The sequence below is a fragment of the Synechocystis salina LEGE 00031 genome (genome assembly GCF_015207985.1).
Lineage (GTDB): Bacteria > Cyanobacteriota > Cyanobacteriia > Cyanobacteriales > Microcystaceae > Synechocystis > Synechocystis salina.
This window is the reverse complement of sequence record NZ_JADEVV010000002.1, coordinates 83,767-98,210: the sequence shown is the minus strand read 5'-3', so window position 1 is coordinate 98,210 and position 14,444 is coordinate 83,767. Positions and strand designations below refer to the sequence as shown.

General features: G+C 48.3%; 12 protein-coding genes and 1 pseudogene. 7 read left to right on the top strand and 6 right to left on the bottom strand.

The window, feature by feature from the left end; translation table 11 throughout:
• Positions 1–10: 10 nt before the first annotated feature.
• On the top strand, positions 11–2,023 hold the full coding sequence (locus tag IQ217_RS01180) for a c-type cytochrome (protein WP_228023901.1): 2,013 nt from the start codon (positions 11–13) through the stop codon (positions 2,021–2,023).
• Positions 2,024–2,092: 69 nt separating this feature from the next.
• Here IQ217_RS01180 and IQ217_RS01175 read toward each other — a convergent pair.
• Both IQ217_RS01175 and IQ217_RS01170 read right to left on the bottom strand, forming a co-directional pair.
• Positions 2,093–2,653 (bottom strand): annotated as a pseudogene (locus tag IQ217_RS01175) (alpha-isopropylmalate synthase regulatory domain-containing protein); the annotation flags it as partial.
• A 202-nt stretch (positions 2,654–2,855) separates the two neighbouring features.
• Complete coding sequence (locus IQ217_RS01170; RefSeq protein ID WP_194018613.1) at positions 2,856–3,383, bottom strand: DoxX family protein; 528 nt, start codon at positions 3,381–3,383, stop codon at positions 2,856–2,858.
• A gap of 941 nt (positions 3,384–4,324) precedes the next feature.
• Here IQ217_RS01170 and IQ217_RS19440 point away from each other — a divergent pair.
• The gene (locus IQ217_RS19440; protein WP_420826657.1) at positions 4,325–4,654 is read left to right on the top strand and encodes an IS1/IS1595 family N-terminal zinc-binding domain-containing protein; all 330 of its coding nucleotides are present in this window, start codon (positions 4,325–4,327) and stop codon (positions 4,652–4,654) included.
• A gap of 184 nt (positions 4,655–4,838) precedes the next feature.
• On the opposite strand, the gene IQ217_RS01165 is transcribed toward IQ217_RS19440, so the two are convergent.
• Entirely contained in the window at positions 4,839–5,771 is a 933-nt protein-coding gene (locus tag IQ217_RS01165) for an isoaspartyl peptidase/L-asparaginase (protein ID WP_190599323.1), read from the bottom strand.
• A 128-nt stretch (positions 5,772–5,899) separates the two neighbouring features.
• The gene (gene purB / locus IQ217_RS01160) at positions 5,900–7,195 is read right to left on the bottom strand and encodes an adenylosuccinate lyase (protein ID WP_190599322.1); all 1,296 of its coding nucleotides are present in this window, start codon (positions 7,193–7,195) and stop codon (positions 5,900–5,902) included.
• Positions 7,196–7,350: 155 nt separating this feature from the next.
• Here purB and IQ217_RS01155 point away from each other — a divergent pair, with 155 nt between their 5' ends.
• Positions 7,351–7,938, top strand: coding sequence for a Uma2 family endonuclease (locus IQ217_RS01155; RefSeq protein ID WP_194018612.1), 588 nt, complete (start codon positions 7,351–7,353; stop codon positions 7,936–7,938).
• A 56-nt stretch (positions 7,939–7,994) separates the two neighbouring features.
• On the opposite strand, the gene ureB is transcribed toward IQ217_RS01155, so the two are convergent.
• Together ureB and IQ217_RS01145 are read right to left on the bottom strand one after the other, a co-directional pair.
• Positions 7,995–8,312 (bottom strand): urease subunit beta, encoded by a 318-nt coding sequence (gene ureB / locus IQ217_RS01150; protein WP_338116522.1) that lies wholly within the window; start codon positions 8,310–8,312, stop codon positions 7,995–7,997.
• 231 nt (positions 8,313–8,543) lie between these two features.
• Positions 8,544–9,500 (bottom strand): methyltransferase domain-containing protein, encoded by a 957-nt coding sequence (locus tag IQ217_RS01145; RefSeq protein WP_194018610.1) that lies wholly within the window; start codon positions 9,498–9,500, stop codon positions 8,544–8,546.
• 68 nt (positions 9,501–9,568) lie between these two features.
• On the opposite strand from IQ217_RS01145, the gene IQ217_RS01140 reads away from it, so the two are divergent.
• The 4 genes from IQ217_RS01140 to IQ217_RS01125 all read left to right on the top strand — a co-directional run bounded on the left by IQ217_RS01140 (position 9,569) and on the right by IQ217_RS01125 (position 14,442).
• Positions 9,569–10,531: a DNA polymerase III subunit delta' gene (locus IQ217_RS01140; protein ID WP_194018609.1), complete on the top strand. Its 963-nt coding sequence runs from the start codon at positions 9,569–9,571 to the stop codon at positions 10,529–10,531.
• Between the two features lie 303 nt (positions 10,532–10,834).
• Complete coding sequence (gene urtA, locus IQ217_RS01135) at positions 10,835–12,163, top strand: urea ABC transporter substrate-binding protein (protein ID WP_190599318.1); 1,329 nt, start codon at positions 10,835–10,837, stop codon at positions 12,161–12,163.
• A gap of 185 nt (positions 12,164–12,348) precedes the next feature.
• Positions 12,349–13,869 carry a DNA repair protein RadA gene (gene radA, locus IQ217_RS01130; protein WP_194018608.1) on the top strand — a complete coding sequence of 507 codons (1,521 nt, stop codon included), beginning with the start codon at positions 12,349–12,351 and terminating at the stop codon, positions 13,867–13,869.
• 156 nt (positions 13,870–14,025) lie between these two features.
• Positions 14,026–14,442: a DsrE family protein gene (locus IQ217_RS01125; RefSeq protein WP_194018607.1), complete on the top strand. Its 417-nt coding sequence runs from the start codon at positions 14,026–14,028 to the stop codon at positions 14,440–14,442.
• The last annotated feature ends 2 nt before the right edge of the window (positions 14,443–14,444 follow it).

Genomic DNA, 14,444 nt, shown 5'->3' with positions numbered 1-14,444 from the left:
AGGAAGAATTATGGCTTATGCCCTAGTTGTGATTATTTTTGTGCTGTTTTTTTTTCTGGTAATTCCAGTCAGCTCTAAAATCGTTCCCACTATCCCTTTGCCTGGGGTTTGTAATGCCAAATTATCTCCCCTTACTATTAGTTGGCAGTTGCCGGCAGACGTGGAAGGGGAACTTAAGCAAACCAATTTCAATGTTGTACAACGGGCGGTGGATACCTTTGCCTGGCAAGAATTCATTGCCCTTAATTGGCCCGCCATGGTCGGAGATCGGGGGGTGGCGAACAAAAATTTGGCTATCAACGCCCCAGGGCCGAGGGTGTGGGAAACCTGGAAAGAAACCAGTGAAGTTTATTTACCCAATGGAGTTGCACCAAAGCCATGGAATAGTAATGAACCCTTACCTAATGACTTAGTTGGTGACAGGACAACCAAAATTCTCTTTCGCCAAAGTAAGGTTGATGAAGTGCTTAACGACGACTTTCAACCCACTAAAGCGGATGGGGCCCTGCCGGGAACTTTGACTGATCAGTGGGGCAACGTGGTACGTTACGAAATTCGCATGAATAAGGTGTTGTTTGATTATGTGGTGGAAAATGAGCTTTATAACCCAGAACAACAGACTCTTTTGCCTAAAATCAATGCCCCCGATGGCTCTATTTTGATTAAGGCTGCTTGGCGGGAAATTAACCCAGAAGAATCTAGCCGTTTCCACACAGTGCCGGCCTATGTGCAAAATTTAACCACCAAGGAATATCAACTACGCCAGGTGGGTTTGGTGGGATTCCACATTATGTATAAAACCCCCAGTGCACCCCAGTGGATTTGGTCCACCTATGAACAAGTGGACAATGTCCCCGGCTTGGATCACAGCGCGTCCGCGAATACAGTCTTTTCCCTCCATGGCGATCGGTGTGTCAATTGCCTAACTAATCAACAAACAGAACCAGGCATTCCTAATCAAGTTACCCGCAGAATCCCCATTCCCTCGCAAAATCCTGATTGCAGTCAACCCACTCAGGCGGTGGATAACATTGCGGAGCTCAATCGCCTTGTGCAACAAGGACTGGGGAATTCTGTTTGGAGCCATTACCAGTTAATCAATGCCCAATGGGCCACTCCCAAACCACCGACGGATAAAAGTCCTGATACCGTTTTTCACGTTCTACCGGCTTTACTGGGCAATACAACCTTAGAAACCTATATCCAGGACACCTCTTCCTGTATGGGTTGCCATTCCATTGCCCGCAGCAGCAATGTGAAAAAATTTGCCTCGGCAGATTTTAGTTTTACCTTTGCTGACGCCCTCCCGATTCAAATTGATCCCCAAGTTGTTTCTCCCCCCAACAAACCAATAACCACTTGGGACAATCAGCATTGGAATAGCATTCTGCGGGGTTATCAACTATCAACCCAAACCTATGAGCAAATACCGGAATTTGTGCCCATCGCCAAGCTCCATTGTGCCAGTTGTCATTTAAATGCCGGGGCTAATCCTAAGGCTTCTTCTTGGTTTGGGATGATGAAGAAATATCAATACCCAGGAACTGACCATTTACAAAAAAGAATCAATCTTTGTTTTGAGCATAGTCTGAACGGCAAACCTCTGCCCATTACCGCTGATAATCCCGATTTCCAAGCTTTTATCAGTTATATGCAGTGGTTGGATGAACAGGCCCAGGTACTGAACATAGATTTACCCAAAACTCCTTACCCTCCGATCGCCAAACTGGCAGGGAATCCAAAGCTGGGCCAGGCAATTTTTGAACAAAAATGTGCTTTTTGCCATGGTGCATTGGGGCAGGGTCGCTATGGCAGTGATACCTATTATCGCCCGGCCCTGTGGGGAGACCATTCTTTCAATCGCCAAGCAGGGATGGCTAGGATTAATACCCTAGCGGAATTTATCCACGGCAATATGCCCTATCAATTTGACGGAGCATTAACGGAGCAAGAAGCTTGGGATTTAGCCACCTATATTGATGGTCAACCAAGACCGGAGGGCCCTGGCTCACCACACAATTGATAATTGTAGCTATCTGAATTTTGTAATTACTAACTACTGCGTTATTGAGTTAGGATTAAGCAAGGAATATCAAGTGGAGATTACCTCTTGATTAGTCAGGCCACAGGTTAGCAAGCGCAGGCCGTATTCAATACCTTTTACCACCGCCTGTTAGGATGCTTCCAAAATATTGCCCGATACGCCCACAGTGGTCCAACGGCGATCGCCATTGCTGGATTCCACTAGCACACGGGTTTTGGCCGATGTGCCGCCCCCCCCATCTAAAATCCTTACCTTGTAATCGGTGAGGTGAAAATCGGCAATTTGGGGATAAAAACGGGTCAAGGCTTTACGCAGAGCTTGGTCTAGGGCTGACACAGGGCCATTGCCTTCCGCCACTTCCAGGATATTTTGCCCATTGACAGTTACTTTCACCGTGGCTAAAGCATTACGGTAAGCGGGGTTTTCCGCTGGGGTGAGCAGTTTCCAATGTACTTGGAAATCTTGCACTAAAAATAGGGGTTGGCGATCGCCCATGGCCTGGCGCATCAGCAGTTCAAAGCTGGCTTCCTCTGCTTCAAATTGGTAACCTTGCTGTTCTAGATCTTTGAGGGTTTCTAAAATGGCCCGGCAAGCCAAGTCTTGCTGATCTGTCGGCTAGAAAATCCTTTTCTACCTTCAATTTACCTATTTGCCGAAACAGTTCATTAATTTCTGCTTCCTTATCTGTTGATTTTTCTCCCTTACTTGTATTTGTATCCCCCCCAAAGATTTTGGCAGATTCTGACCCTGATTGGAAAAGTAAGATGGACTAGATTACTTCAGCAATGTGTCTTCTAGCGCGCACTTTCGCCTACCTTAACCGTATCGTATCATCAGCAGCATAGGCATTTTCCAACGAAGTCCGCTTAGTTGTAATCGGCACGAGGGCAGCTGCGTCGATTTTATTGACAATTAATGCATCCAGTGAGAGTAGCCCGGCACCATTGACAGCGAAAAAAAGGAAACAAGACGCATAAATTGCCGACAATTCTAGGTAAGGAATGCTGAGTCCCGCGACTAGAACATGATGATACATTGCCACTGCCATTGTGCTAAACAGAGCTAATGCCGCCGGACGGGTTAATAAACCAATCGCGACCAGAGGAGCTGCGGCTAATTCTGTAAAGGCCGCAAGGTAGCTGAAGAAAATAGGGAAAGGAAGTCCAATGACTTCGACATAGGCCCGGGAAAACCCTTCAATGTCAGCGAGCTTATCCAAGCCGTTGTGAATCATCATGAGACCGACCACGACTCGAAGCACGGTCCAAACCAGGTGAAACTTGATGTCTTGTTGTAGGCTCGGCTTGAGTAGCGATGTGACTAAAGAAAGTAAAGTCATAAAACAGCAAAAAATTTGATGAACAACAAATTGAGTTAAAAAATTTGATTATGAAAGTCCTTTGTACCTTGCTGTGATTCCAGACACCACACAACTAGACTCATCAGAATTACAAATCTTTACATTCAATGTAACGTAACGTAAAGAAGAATGCTACCTGATATGCCTTGGGAGAATGGGAGCGGGAACGGTAGTGATTTTCATGTTAGTGATGCTTGAAATGCAGAGCCAGCATGATTTGCAGCACATCTACCAGTTTCTTCTGATAATTCCCAATATTTCCGAAGACCAGCTTATAAGCTAAGTTCCGCCAACCAGTGCATGAAAATGCTGATTGATGAAATAATCTAGATCAACCTTCAGAGCAATCGCGTCTTGTCAATAAACCATAAAGATTGTCAATAATGTTGAGAACAAAGTCAACAAGAGGGGTGGTGGTGTCAAACTGATACAGAAATCTTTTCAAAAGTAAGAAATTCAGGGTCTATGCGATTGCCCTGGATCAACCTCTAGCCTGATTTTGCGTAGGAGTTGCACAATTGACAAATTCTTAAAAGCTTTTTGAGATTGCAAACGTAACACCATCAGATAGGCGCTCACCTTAATCAACAAGCCTATATTGACCTTACCTCGAAGAAATGGAGAGGGAAGTTAAGCGGGGACAGGTGGTTGTGGGTAGAGGTAAAAATTATCCTCAAATTGAGATGGGGAAAGAAAACCAATGGTTGAATGTAATCGTTGGCGGTTATAGAAAAACTCAATCCATTCAACGGTGGTGTTATCTATGTAGTGAAAGTCTAAAATAGATGGCAATCATGATAGGAGTAGAGCTTCTGGACTATTCATATCACTTTCCCATAAAATTTACCCATAGTAAAAATCATATAAACTTACACCATTGAATTGACTGATTGAGCTATGAGTAATCACGATAAAGGTAAATGTTCTTCCTGCCATCGTGGGGTTCATTGCATATTTCGAAGAATGGCAGCATCCACAATAAAAAACGAAAGTATTTATGCAAGAAATGCGGCAGGCAGTTTGTGAAAACCCCTATCAAACATTACATAAGCAAGCAAGAAATTGAATACATTGAACGAGGTCTTCTAGATCGAATATCTCTCAGGGGTCTGTTGAGAATGCTAGGAATATCAATTAAGTGGTTGCAGAATTATGTTAATAAGTTTTATCGCTCAATCTCTTTTGAAACAAGTGGTCTAACGTCTTGTCTTAATGGTTTGATTCTCGAATGTGATGAGTTATGGTCATAATAAATAACACTACCAAAAAAGGGAAGATAGAATAGCGATAGTAAGAAGGGAAGATTCTCACTCTTAAAAAAACATAAATTAACGAGATATTTAAATTTAGTTATTTTGAAAAAATATGAGGTAATAATAATAAAAATATCTACCAAATTCAGGAGTGTATTGTGATTTTTAATCGGGATAGGGATTAAATGTTGCCGTGGTGGTCCCCATCGGTTAACTCCAAGGTGTCTCCGATCGCCGTGCCGGTGTGATAGGCCGCCAAGAGGACGGGACAGGTTTTTCCCCAAGCAATATGGCCCTGATGATCCAAGGCGATCGCCCCTAGGTCAGTATTATTGTCCAAAGCTTCGGCGATGGATTTTTCCATGGCCTGGGCTAAATCTTGGCCGTCTTTGACCCGGATTACCACCTTGGCCGCCAAACACTCATTGATGATGTCTTCTCCCACTCCGGTGCAACTAACCCCAGCAAAACGGGTGGCATAGTTCCCCGCCGGCATAGCGGAATCACTCACCCGGCCAATGCGCTCTAACCCCTTGCCCCCAGTGGAAGTGCCCGCCGCGATTTTTCCGTTGCTGTCTAGGGCGACCACCCCGATCGTGCCTTTTCTGGCTTCAATGCCTGCGGTAGGATCGGCAATTAACCGAGCCATTTTTTTACGCACATCTTCCCCCCGTTCCTCCATCCATTCCTGAATGCGAAAGTCAGTGGCAGGATCGTAGATGGGTAGTTGCATTTCCCTGGCCAAATCCGCTGCGCCATAGTCAGACAAAATCCGGTCCGTTTGACCCTGCAAAAACTGGGCCATCTGGATCGGGTTTTTAATGCGGGAAACATTAATCACCCCACTAAAATTCTGGCGATCGCCGTCCATTAAAGAAGCACTCATGCGCACCTGGCCATCGGACTGGAGCACGGATCCAGTTCCAGCATTGAAACGGGGATTATTTTCCAGCAGTTCACAACCCTGCACCACTGCTTCCAGGGCACTGCCCCCCGCTGTTAACGTTTCATACACCGCCGCCACAATTTGATGCAGAGATTGGCGCACAGTGGCTAAGCCCCCCTTATCGTCGAGGGAACTGGCACCACCATGGATGATTAATTTGGGGGTCATAGAATTTATAGAATTTTAGGTAAAGGTGTGGGTGTTGGTCAGCCCAACATTAACAAGTTGAAGATGGACCAGGAACTGTCGGTGACTATGGGTCACAACCAAACAGAAAGACATATTCAAACTTATAACTAAATATCCAAACGGCTATAAATTTCCGCCAGGTTACTCAAATGTTGTTGGGGGTCGAAGCATTGGTCAATTTCCTCCGGGGAAAGCAGGGTGGTTACCTGGCCATCGGCCCGGATTAACTTTTCAAAATCTCCCCCTTCCGTATTCCAAGCTTGGTGGGCGGAACCTTGCACGACACGGTAAGCTTCCTCCCGATTCATGCCCTTTTCCACCAGGGCCAACAGAACTTTTTGGCTGAAAATCACCCCGCCGTAAACGTTCATATTGCGTTTCATATTTTCGGGGTAGACCAGCAAATTTTTCACCAAATCGGTGGTTTCCTTCAACATGAAATGGGTGAGAATACAGCAGTCGGGAAAGGCCACCCGCTCCACGGAACTGTGGGAAATATCCCGTTCATGCCAGAGGGCGACATTTTCCAGGGCCGCCACTGCATGGCCCCGGACTAGGCGGGCCATTCCTGTTAACCGTTCTGAACGGATGGGGTTGCGCTTGTGGGGCATGGCGGAGGAACCCTTCTGACCCTTGGAAAAATATTCCTCCACTTCCAACACATCGGTACGTTGCAGGTTACGGATTTCCACAGCAAACCGTTCTAGGGAGGCGGCTAGCAAAGCCAACTGTTGTACGTATTCCGCATGGCGGTCCCGGGAAATAACTTGGGTGGAAGCAGTGTCCGGTTCCAATCCTAATTTTTGACAGGCGATCGCCTCCACTTTGGGGTCAATGTTGGCATAGGTACCCACGGCACCGGAAATTTTCCCCACCGCAATGGATTGGGCTACCCGCACCAAACGATCCCGATTTCTTAGTACTTCCGCCAACCAACCGGCCAATTTAAAACCAAAGGTGATGGGTTCAGCGTGAATGCCATGGGAACGACCCACCATGACGGTGTAACGATGTTGTTGGGCTTGGTAACGAATAGCCTGAATTAGTTTTTCCAACTGCTCCAAAATCAGGTCGAGGCTAGCCACCAACTGCAGTGCTAAGGCTGTGTCCAACACATCGGAACTGGTTAACCCCAAGTGGATATAACGCCCCGCATCTCCCACATACTCGTTGACATTGGTCAAAAAGGCGATGACATCGTGACGTACTTCCGCCTCAATTTCCAACACCCGTTGGGGATCAAATTTGGCTTTGGCCTTGATTTCGTCCACCGCCGATTGAGGGATGTAACCCAACTCCGCCTGGGCTTCACAGACGGCAATTTCCACGTCTAGCCAGGTTTGTAGCTTGTAGGTATCCGTCCAAATTTTGCCCATTTCAGGCAGGGTGTAACGTTCGATCACAGGGCCAATTCTCCAAACAACCGCTTAATTTTACTATTTGGCGGCAACCATCGTCAGACATTGGCATTCCAACCAATGGGGCAAGGATGTTTTCCCCGGCTTTTTGTAACATAGAAAATATTGCATTTGTGCCATCCAGAGCAGGGCCTGTTCCCATGACCATCACCAGTTCTGCACCGATCCCTACCCAAGATCAAACCCTTGTGCTGCCCGGTCGTCACAGTTGGGAAGCTTTTAAGGCGATTCAAGCGGTGATGGAACAACAGCCAGGGCTAAGGATTGTCTATCTAGACGGAGTAATTGAGTTCATGACCCTGGGGGAATACCACGAATCAATCAAAAGTATGATTGCCATTTTGTTGGGTATTTATTTCTGGCAACGGGAAATTGAATTTATTCCGGTGGGTAGTGCCACCCGCGAATCCAAGGATGAATCAGTGTCTTTCGAGCCGGATGAGTCCTATTACCTCGGTGAAAAAAAAGCCCATCCCGATCTGGCCATTGAAGTTAATGTCAGCAGTGGCAGTGCCAAAAAACTGGAAAAATATCAACGGCTTGGCATTGGCGAAGTCTGGATGTGGCAAGATAAAAAGTTTTCCATCTATTTCCTGGATGGCGATCGCTACCAAACGGTTTCCAAAAGCCAACTGCTTCCAAATTTGGATATTGCCCTACTAGAAGAGTGTGTAATGATGTCTTCGCCGTTAGAAGCGATGCAAAAATTTACCAGTCAACAAAAATAGGCGGCGATCGCCAGGGTTAATCTGACATCTAAGCCTAACTTTTTGGCTAATTCTCTTCAATCCAAAGGGCCGTTCACCAGGCCATTGAAACCATAGACTTCCCGACTGCCAGCATAGGCCACCAAGTTAACGGTTTTTTCGTCCCCTGGTTCAAAGCGCACCGCCGTTCCTGCGGGAATATCCAACCGCATGCCCCTGGCTAAATCCCGGTCAAATTGCAAAGCGGCATTAACTTCGTAGAAATGGTAATGGGAACCGACTTGAATGGGGCGATCGCCGGTGTTGGCCACGTTGATGGTGCAGGTAGGGCGGCCAGCATTCAGTTCGAGGTAACCTTCGGGGGTGATGATTTCGCCGGGAATCATAGTGGCAATATGGTTAGTTGAGCTGTGGGTATTAGTTAATTAGCTTAGGGCCTGTTTTAAAAGCCCCCCCGGCCCCCCAAATTTGGGGGGAAACTGAGCGAAAGTCCCTCAGTATTGCCGAAGGAGATTTAGGGGGCAGAATAAAACTTTCCAAACACGCTCTTAGGGCTGCTAAGCAAAAAATTAAGATACTCCCCAACAGTAACCCTAAAAACAGATCCGTGGCCATGGCATAGTTCTTTAAGCCTTAGTAACATCTTTCCGCACCGCCTTAAACATGCCAAAGCGACAAAGTCCTGTGCCAAAGGCAAGGCGCATTAACAAAATAGTGGGTACTTCCCGCACCGATTTGACAAACCCAGGCAAGCCATATTGCAACCAGCCCTGGGGCCGGATAATGCCCTGCCAAATGGTGTCCAACCAGGCGGGGAGGGTGGGGACAGTCCAATCGGCGGTGGTGACCTGGCCCTCTACTAACCCAGTGGCTTCCAGATTTTCTGCAAAACCTTCAATGCTGGCAAAGGCTGGGTGGGACCATTGATCCAACAATTGCCGCATCACCGGTTTTTCCCAGAAATTGAGGGGCACTTGGCGATCGTCCCGCTGATTCCAATCCGCCACTACCAAAATTCCCCCCGGCTTGAGTACCCGCAGTAATTCCTTCGCAAAGACGGCTTTATCGGGCATGTGGGGCCCCGCTTCCACTGACCACACCACGTCAAAGCTAGCGTCGGGGAAAGACAAGGCCATGGCATCGTCCACCGCAAACTTGGCTGTTACGTCGGGGGGAGTTAATTCTGTGGCTCGCTTAACCTGTTGGGGGCTAATGGTGATGCCCGTAACGTTGAAATTGTAATCTTGAGCCAAAATCCGACTACTGCCGCCAATGCCACAACCCACGTCCAATACGGTAGTTCCAGGGGCTAACTTATCTAGGCTTCCCCACCGGGCCATGGCGTGGACAAAATCAATTTTTGACTGGATAAAATCCTTGGTTACCGGGGGATTACCATAATGGCCGAGGTGGATATGGTCGCCCCAGTAATATTCCAAAATGCCGTCCTCCGTCCATTGGTCATAGGCGTTGGCCACGGAATCGGATGATTGATAGCCCCGGGCGGTGAATAAATATAATCCGGCAGCGATCGCCAGGGAGAGGGAAAAGAGGCCAGCGGGCAGAAGCAAAGACTCGGGCATGGAATAGTTAAAACAGCAGGGAAAGTTAAGTATTAATCTTGTTTAGGTTAACAAAGTTGGGCAGGGCCATGAATCGCTTCCAATCCATCCTTGGCCAAGACCAAGCCATTGCCTTACTACACCAGGCGATCGCCCAGGAGCGCATTGCCCCGGCCTATTTGTTGGTGGGCCCCGATGGGGTAGGCAAAAGTTTGGCTGCTAAGGCTTTTGGGGAAACCTTATTAATGGGATGGGAAGCTCAACCCAATCGCCAGGAACGTTTTTTTGCCGGCAATCACCCTGACCTCCTGAAAATAGAGCCAACTTTTCAACATCAGGGCAAACTATTAACCGCCCCCGAAGCCGAGCAAGCTGGGCTCAAACGACGGGCCGCTCCCCTGATCAGGGTCGAACAAATTCGAGAAATTAACCGTTTCCTCAGCCGTCCTCCCTTGGAAGCGGACAGAGCCGTCATCCTGATTGAAGAAGCCCAAGCCATGAATGAAGGGGCGGCCAATGCTTTACTAAAAACCTTGGAGGAGCCGGGGCGGGCCACTTTGATCCTGCTGGCCCCCAGCGTCGATGTCCTCCTACCCACCATTGTTTCCCGTTGCCAGCGCATTCCCTTTTATCGTTTGGGGGAAGATGACATGGCCAAAATTTTGCAAAGGCTAGGCCGTCAGGAAATCCTTAATCACCCTGAACTGTTGGCGATCGCCCAGGGCAGTCCTGGCATTCTGTTTGAAGCTTGGGAACAGATGCAGAGTATCCCCACTGAACTGCGGCAAAAGTTAATTCAGCCCCCTGCCGATCCCCTGGCAGCCTTTGATTTAGCCAAACTGGTGGACAGTAACCTCGACAATGGCACCCAACTTTGGTTGGTGGACTATCTGCAATACCACTACTGGCAGAGCTACGGCCAACGGCAATGGCTAGAAATTTTGGAGAAAGCCCGTCAGTATCTGGCCGCCTACGTCCAACCCCGCCTCGTGTGGGAAGCGACTTTTCTGGCCCTCCATCGTCTGCCATCTTCCGGCGATCATCGCCAATAATCAAGATTGTTCCCTTTGAACGGTTCCAATGCCAAACCTCCCTGACAATGGGAGCAAAACGGGCCAAAAATACGTTTAGTCCGGGAAAGACTGTATCCTATGCTACATAATTGTTTCTTAACCTGCTCGTAGTATGGGGTCTTATTTGTTTCCGGCGAACCTACTCTCGGAAATACCTTCCCTTGTTGACCTAAATAAACTGCGGATAAAAACTTTTTAAGAGCACTGTTTCCGCCCAATTAACTCCTCTCCACCAGCCAACAAGCATATTTAGAATCCTTACGAGGTAATAATTTTTCGCGTATGACTAACCCTTTTGGAAGACGTAAATTTTTGCTGTATGGATCAGCAACCCTAGGCGCCAGTCTATTGCTCAAAGCCTGTGGTGGTGGGACAGAACCGACCACTGAACCCACCGGCACCCCCACCGAAGGAACGGCCCCCACCGGGGAACCAGTCAAAGTTGGTTTACTCCACTCCCTCAGTGGCACCATGGCCATCAGTGAAACCACCGTAGTGGAAGCGGCGGAACTGGCGATCGAGGAAATTAATGCGGCCGGTGGAGTTTTGGGTAGGCCCATTGAAGCCATCAAAGAAGATGGTGCTTCCGATTGGCCCACCTTTGCGGAAAAAGCAGCGAAGTTGATTGACCAAGACAAGGTAGTTAACGTCTTTGGTTGTTGGACTTCTGCTAGCCGTAAAGCGGTACTGCCCGTATTTGAAGCTAAAAACCACATGCTTTGGTACCCGGTGCAGTACGAAGGTCAGGAATGTTCGAAAAACATTTTCTACACCGGTGCTGCCCCCAACCAACAAATTGAACCGGCGGTGGATTGGCTGTTGGAAAACAAGGGGAATAAGTTCTTCCTGGTGGGTTCCGATTACGTTTTCCCCCGCACTGCCAACACCATCATTAAAGAGCAGTTAAAGGCCAAAGGTGGCGAAACCCTTGGGGAAGATTACCTGCCCCTGGGCAACACCGAAGTTACCCCCATCATCACCAAAATCCGGGAAGCCCTGCCCGATGGTGGCGTAATTTTCAACACCCTTAATGGGGACAGTAACGTTGCCTTCTTCAAACAGATCCAAGCCGCTGGTTTGACCCCCGACAAATATCCGGTTATGTCCGTGAGTGTGGCGGAAGAGGAAGTACGGCAAATCGGTAAGGAGTATCTGCTCGGTCAGTATGCTTCTTGGAACTATTTCCAAAGCGTGGATACCCCCGCAAACCAGAAGTTTGTAGCGGCCTTTAAAGCCAAGTATGGCGAAGACCGGGTGACCAATGACCCCATGGAAGCGGCCTATATTTCCGTTTACCTCTGGAAAGCAGCGGTGGAAGCGGCCGGCGATGTAGGGGAAACCCCCGAAGGGCTAGAAAAAGTCCGGGCGGCGGCGATCGGTCAAACCTTTGATGCCCCAGAAGGCATGGTGACCATGCAACCCAACCACCACATTTCCAAAACTGTCCGCATTGGGGAAGTCAATGACGAAGGTCAGTTCACCATTGTTTGGTCTAGTGAAGGCCCCGTTGATCCCATCCCCTGGAACCAGTTCGTACCGGAAACCAAGGGTTTCACCTGTGATTGGACCCGCACCGATGTGGAAAACCCCGGTAAGTTCAAAGCCAGCTAAGGTGGCATCTTTTTTAACCGAGTAAATAGCTATAACATTGCTCACTGTTTGATGGTTTGAGTTATTAGGGCCATTGGCTACATTGATTTCCCCCTGACGGGATTTGAATGGGTCAGTGGCTTTTTCTTGCTCCATTGAGGCTGATCAGGTCAAGATAGGCCCTACGTTTATTCTCCTTGGCACCCATGGCTAAAGCCCGGACAAAGTTTGTTTGCTCTGCCTGTGGAGCCGACCATGCCCAATGGTTTGGCCGTTGTCCTAAATGCCATGAGTACGGCACTCTCCAGGAAGAGGTGGTCAATGCCGTTTCTAGCGGTACCAATCGCCGCAGTTTAGGGGCGCAAAAATCCGGCTCTGCCAGGGTCAAAACAGGTCAACCCCAGGCGGCTTTAACGTTTTCTCAAATTCGGCAGGAAAATCAAGGGCGTTTTCCCTCTGGCTATGGGGAGTTAGACCGGGTTTTGGGGGGAGGCATTGTGCCTGGGGCGTTAATTTTAATTGGGGGAGATCCGGGCATTGGCAAATCGACTTTGTTACTGCAAGTGGCTTTCCAGTTAGCCACCCGTTTACCCAGGATTTTATACGTTTCAGCGGAAGAATCGGGACAACAAATTAAGCTCCGGGCCACCCGTTTAGGTATTACCCAAACTGTCAACGCTAGTGACAGCAAAATGGCAGAGGCAAACCTCCCCCATGACGGTAATTTGTTTGTTTTACCAGAAACTAATTTGGAGGATATTTTACGGGAATTGGAAGCCCTGCAACCCCAGGTGGCCATTATTGACAGTATTCAAAATTTATATTTTCCAGCCCTTAGTTCAGCCCCTGGTTCCGTTTCCCAAGTGCGGGAATGTACAGGTTTGTTAATGCAATTGGCCAAACGGGATCACATTAGTTTATTTATTGTGGGCCATGTCACAAAAGAAGGGGCGATCGCCGGGCCAAAGGTGCTGGAGCATTTGGTGGACACGGTGTTATATTTCCAGGGCGATCGGTTTGCGTCCCATCGTTTACTCAGATCTGTTAAAAATCGTTTTGGTGCGACCCAAGAAATTGGCATTTTTGAAATGGTGCAGTCGGGGCTGCAGGAAGTGCTCAATCCGTCCCAATTGTTTTTGGGCAGTCGGGAAGAATTTATGTCCGGCACTGCCATTACGGTGGCCTGTGAAGGAACTAGACCCCTGGTGGTGGAGTTACAGGCCTTGGTTAGTCCCACCAGTTATGCTTCCCCCCGACGATCAACTACAGGGGTGGATTACAATCGCCTTTTGCAAGTTCTTGCCGTACTGGAAAAACGTCTGGGGGTGCCCCTTTCCAAATTAGATGCTTACCTGTCCGTGGCGGGGGGTCTGGAGGTGGAAGAGCCGGCGGTGGATTTGGCCATGGCGATCGCCCTGGTGGCCAGTTTTCGGGACCGGGTGGTGGATCCAACCATGATTATTTTGGGGGAAATTGGTTTAGGGGGCCAAATTCGCCCCATTTCCCAGCTAGAAATTCGTTTAAAGGAAGCGGCTAAGCTCGGTTTTAAAAAAGCCATTGTCCCTAAAGGTCAAACTGGGATTGAATCCGCTGGCATCAAGCTCATCCCTGTCGGTAAAGTCTTTGCGGCGATCGCCGTTGCCCTACCAGCCAATGAAGACACTAGTACAAATAAGGAGATGTCAATAAAATCTGAAACTCCGCCCCATCTCCCCGCCATAAAGTGATCCACGGGGTCAATTAACTCCAGATTTTACTGTTTTTTAACAGCCATCAAATCGCAGACAAATCTAATCTAATGTTTGACAGGCTGTCTGGGGTAATTTATTAACGATAAACCTAAAATAAGCTAATTGTTCTGTTCGTTATCCTGAAAGACCCCGATGAAAGCAATCGCCTTTGTGGCCAGTGTTTTTCTTACCGCCGTTCCTCTGAGTTTGCCCGTTTTAGCTGGCAACGAAGATCCCCTATTCATCAATCTCACCACCGATCAAGCTCACCGTAGCACCATGGCGATCGGTTTTTCCCAAGCTCAATTGGAACGTGGACATCCCCTAACCATTTTTCTCAATGACCAGGGCATCTTACTCGCTTCCAAGGCCAAAGCCGATCAGTACCAAGAACAACAAGCAACTCTCCGGGCCATTATGAAAAAGGGCGGCCTGGTTATCGCTTGTCCAGCCTGCATGAAAAAGTATGGAATTAGCGAAAGCGATCTGCTGGAGGGAATCAAAGTCGGTAATCCGGCCCTAACTGGAGAAGCTTTATTCCAAGATGACACCAAAACCCTTTCCTGGTAATG